Origin of the sequence: Gemmatimonas sp. (assembly GCF_044376735.1) — a bacterium.
Lineage (GTDB): Bacteria > Gemmatimonadota > Gemmatimonadetes > Gemmatimonadales > Gemmatimonadaceae > Gemmatimonas.
This window is the reverse complement of sequence record NZ_JBILKJ010000196.1, coordinates 1-4,350: the sequence shown is the minus strand read 5'-3', so window position 1 is coordinate 4,350 and position 4,350 is coordinate 1. Positions and strand designations below refer to the sequence as shown.

The 4,350-nt window shown below is 64.7% G+C and carries 4 protein-coding genes; all 4 read left to right on the top strand.

The window, feature by feature from the left end:
- On the top strand, positions 1 to 268 hold a 268-nt coding region (locus ACIRA7_RS15255), incomplete at its 5' end, for a hypothetical protein (protein ID WP_396221699.1).
- Positions 269 to 351: 83 nt separating this feature from the next.
- Complete coding sequence (locus tag ACIRA7_RS15250) at positions 352 to 1,962, top strand: S41 family peptidase (protein WP_396221698.1); 1,611 nt, start codon at positions 352 to 354, stop codon at positions 1,960 to 1,962.
- Positions 1,963 to 2,050: 88 nt separating this feature from the next.
- Entirely contained in the window at positions 2,051 to 3,130 is a 1,080-nt protein-coding gene (locus ACIRA7_RS15245; protein WP_396221697.1) for a hypothetical protein, read from the top strand.
- Between the two features lie 6 nt (positions 3,131 to 3,136).
- The gene (locus ACIRA7_RS15240) at positions 3,137 to 4,228 is read left to right on the top strand and encodes an SPFH domain-containing protein (RefSeq protein WP_396221696.1); all 1,092 of its coding nucleotides are present in this window, start codon (positions 3,137 to 3,139) and stop codon (positions 4,226 to 4,228) included.
- Positions 4,229 to 4,350: the final 122 nt, after the last annotated feature.

The window sequence follows — 4,350 nt, the reverse complement described above, 5'->3', positions numbered from 1 at the left end:
CCTGTCGTCACCCGTCGCCCGGCGCCTGTACCGCATCCTCGAGGTCGCCCGCGCCGATGGTCGGCTCTCCTGGCGCGTCTCGCTGGAACGACTGGCCGAGCAGCTGCCGCTCACGCAGCGATACCCATCGCACCTCCAGCGCGTTTTGCAGCCGGCGCACGAAATGCTGCTGAGTGCCGGATTGGTGAGAGATATCGCCGTTCGGCAGCATGACCGGGTCTGGAGCGTGGACTACGTCCTCGGCTCCCGTCCCCGCGAAGACACCTGACCCCCGCGTACCGGAACAGCAGCGAGCGGCAGGCGTACGTATTTTAGAGAGTTTTCCCCGGTCCTTCCTTTGAGAACAGCCGAATGACACGTACCCGTAAGGCCGCCCTGGCCAGCCTGCTGCTCGTTCCCGTGCTCGCCGGGGGCTTCGCCCTCCAGGCGCGGTCCACGCGTGGCGGCGCGCAACTCCTCGACCAGGTGCTCACGTTCGTCGCGCTGCGGTACGTGGACACGCTCGACGCCCAACAGCTGTACGAAAAGGCCGCGCGCGGCCTGGTGAAGGAACTCAACGACCCCTACACCGAACTCTTCACCCCCAAGCAGCTCGAAGAGTTCTCGCGCAACACCAACGGTCGCTACGCCGGCATCGGCATGGAGATCTCGAAGGTCGGCGATTACGTGACCGTCAATAAGGTCTTCCCGAACTCCCCCGCCGAGGGCGGTGGGGTGCAGGAAGGCGACAAGATCATGATCATCGACACCACCAACGCGCGTGGCTTCAATACGCAGCAGGTCCAGAACAAGCTGCTCGGCCCTGTGGGTACGCCAGTCGTCGTAACGTTCGGCCGGATTGGTGTGCCCCAGCCCGTAAAGATGAAATTCACACGGGCCGAGATTAAGGCACCTGCGGTTCGGTACAGCATGATGCTTGATGACCGTACCGGCTATGTGCCGCTCGAGCGCTTCTCCGAGCAGGCCACCGAAGACATCGCCAATGCCGTGATCGCGCTGAGCAAGCGCGGCGCAAAGGGCATCATCATCGACCTGCGCGGAAACCCGGGCGGCATTCTCGACGAGGCCTTCGCCATGTCGAACCTGTTCCTGCCGAAGGGCAAGGAACTGCTGTCCGTGCGCGGTCGCGGTGAATTTCAGAAGTTCGTCGCCGAGCGCGATCCGCTCGCTCCGGACGTCCCGCTCGTCGTGCTCGTCGACGGCGGCTCCGCGTCGGCGTCCGAGATCGTGGCCGGCGCGCTGCAGGATTACGACCGCGCGCTGGTGCTCGGCACCACGTCCTTCGGCAAGGGCCTCGTCCAGTCGGTCTACAATCTCGATGGCGGCTACGCCCTCAAGATCACGACGGGCAAATGGTTCACGCCATCGGGTCGCTCCATCCAGAAGGAGCGCAAAATGAACGCGGACGGCCAGTTCGCCGAAGTGCTTCCCGACTCCATGGAAACGGATTCCGTGCGGAAAGCGCGCCCGACCTTCAAGTCGGCGGGTGGGCGCACGGTGTACGGCGGTGGCGCCATCACCCCCGACGTGATCGTCGCCCCGGACACCCTGTCCCAGGCCGAGCAGGCATTCCGTCGTGCCATCGCGCCGAGCTTCCAGAAGTACTTCAATCACATCGCCCTCATCGCCGAGGGACAGAAGGGCAAGGTGAAGCCCGACTTCGCGGTGAACCCGGCGTGGCGCGAAGAGCTCTTCCAGAAGCTGACCGCCGACACCGTCAAGATCGACAAGGCCATCTGGGACGGCGGCGCACCGGATATCGACCGCGCCATCGAAGACCGGGTGGCCAAGGTCGCCTTCGGCGACACCTTGGTCCGTCGTCGCAGCCTGAAGGACGACAACCAGCTGCGCGCCGCGATCGACCTGCTCAAGAAGGCTGCCACGCAGAGGGACGTCTTCACCGCCGCCGGCTCCGCCCCGGCCGTGACCAAGGCGGGCGTGGCCCGCCGCAGCGGCAACTGACCGCCCGCCGACACGGGCGTAGGCCTTCGTAACTGTACGTATCTCTACTGAATTGCCGCATGGGCTGAACCTCTCTACGGTTCAGCCCATGCGTATTTCTGCCCCCCTTCCGATCCTCGTTGCAGTCGCCAGCCTCGCGGCGGCCTGCACCCCCTCGTCGCGCTCCAGCGCGACCACCAGTGCCGCCCCGATGGGCGACGTCATCGCCCCCGACAGCGGCGAGTCGCACATCGCGAACATCCGCCAGCTCACGAATGGCGGCGAGAATGCCGAAGCGTATTTCAGCGCCGATGGCCAGTGGATCACCTTCCAGTCCACCCGCGACGGTCGCACCTGCGATCAGCAGTACGTCATGCGTCGCGACGGGTCGGGACTCACCAAGGTGTCGGTCGGCGGCAAGACCACCTGTGGATGGTTCCTGCCGGGCAGCCAGCGCCTCTTCTTCGCCTCCACGCACGCCGCCGACAGCGCGTGCCCCGTGAAGCCGGATCCGTCGCAGGGCTACGTGTGGGGTATCGATCCGTTCGACATCTACACCGTTGGCCGCGATGGCAAGGATCTCAAGCGCCTCACCAACTACGGCGTGTACACCGCCGAGGGTGTGCTTTCACCCGACGGGAAGTCGATCGTGTTCACGTCGCTCAAGGACGGCGACCTCGACATCTACACGATGAACGTCGACGGCACCAACGTGAAGCGCCTCACCACCACGCCCGGCTACGACGGTGGTCCGTGGTGGTCGCCCGACGGCAAGAAGATCGTGTATCGCGCCTGGCACTACACCGACCCGGCCGAACTCAAGGCTTATCAGGACCTGCTCGGCAAGCGCATGATCCGGCCCAACCGCATGGAGCTGTTCGTCATGAACGCCGACGGATCCGACCAGACGCAGATCACCAAGCTCGGCGGTGCGAACTTCGGCCCCTCGTGGACGCCCGACAGCAAGCGTATCATCTTCTCATCGAATCATCGCAATCCGCGCAGCCGCAACTTCGATCTGTTTCTCGTGAACGTGGATGGTACGGGACTCGAGCGTCTGACCACGCACGAAGATTTCGACGGCTTCCCGATGTTCAGCCCCGACGGCAAGTCGCTGATCTGGGCCTCGAACCGGCACGACGCGAAGCCGGGCGAAACCAACTTATTCCTCGCTGACTGGAAGAACTGACCGCCTATGCCTGTCCTCATCATTGCGTGCGTGCTGATTGCGGTCATTCTGGTCGCGTCAGTCAAGATCATCGGACAGGCAGAAGTGATGGTGGTCGAGCGGCTCGGCCGCTTCAACCGCATTGCGCGGTCGGGACTCAACCTGCTCGTCCCGTTCATCGAACGTCCGCGCTCGATCGACGTGCGCTTTTTCGAGACCGATGTTGGTGGAGCGCGCCGTGTGATCCAGAGCGCCACCACGCGCATCGATCTGCGCGAACAGGTGCTCAACTTTCCGAGCCAGCCGGTGATCACGAAGGACAACGTGACCATCGACATCGACGCCGTGATGTACTATCGCGTGGCCGATCCGCAGAAGGCCACGTACTCCATCCAGAACCTGCCGTACGCGCTGGAGACGCTCACGCGCACCACGTTGCGCAACATCGTGGGTGAGATGGAGCTCGATCAGACGCTCGGCAGTCGCGACATCATCAACACGCGGATGCGTGAAGTGATCGAAGAAGCGTCGATCGGCTGGGGCGTCGACGTCACACGTGTCGAACTGCAGAGCATCGAGCCGCCGCGTGACATTCAGCAGAGCATGGAGCTGCAGATGCGCGCCGAGCGAGAGCGTCGCGCGGCCGTCACGAATGCCGAAGCAGGCAAGCGCGCAGCCATTCTCGAATCGGAAGGGCAGCGCGAATCGCAGGTGCGCAAGGCCGAGGGAGAACGGGATGCCAGCGTGCTGCGCGCGCAGGGTGTGGCCGAAGCACGACTTGCCGTGGCGAATGCCGAAGCGGAAGCCATCGCACGCATTTCATCGGCGCTGCCGGAAGGGCAGGCGGCCATGTATATGCTGGGGCTCAAGTATCTCGAAGCGTTGCCACTGCTCACGCAGGGCAAGGGCTCCACGATCTTCCTGCCGGCCGAGGCCAGCGGCGTCATGGGCGCGCTCGGTGGATTGCGCGAGCTGCTCAACGCCACGAGTCGCAACACCGACAGCGCCAGCGACGTGCCGCGCGCGTCGGGGACGCGCACGGCCGCGTCTACTGGGCTCGGCTATCCCGATGTGCCGAAGTCATTGACCGACGGCGGCTCGACCGGCGGCGCATCGTGATATCGCAGGAGCGCGCCGAACGCATTGCGCGCGCCCACGCCTGCATCGGCTGCAAGGAGTACACCTATCGCAAGGTCTCCGTGCGCGCCGCGCCGGAGTCGCTGCGTGCGGACTTCGGCGAG

Excerpts from the sequence above, each read along its gene's own strand:
- ACIRA7_RS15250 (WP_396221698.1), top strand. The coding sequence starts at position 352 with ATGACACGTACCCGTAAGGCCGCCCTGGCCAGCCTGCTGCTCGTTCCC.
- ACIRA7_RS15245 (WP_396221697.1), top strand. The coding sequence starts at position 2,051 with ATGCGTATTTCTGCCCCCCTTCCGATCCTCGTTGCAGTCGCCAGCCTC.
- ACIRA7_RS15240 (WP_396221696.1), top strand. The coding sequence starts at position 3,137 with ATGCCTGTCCTCATCATTGCGTGCGTGCTGATTGCGGTCATTCTGGTC.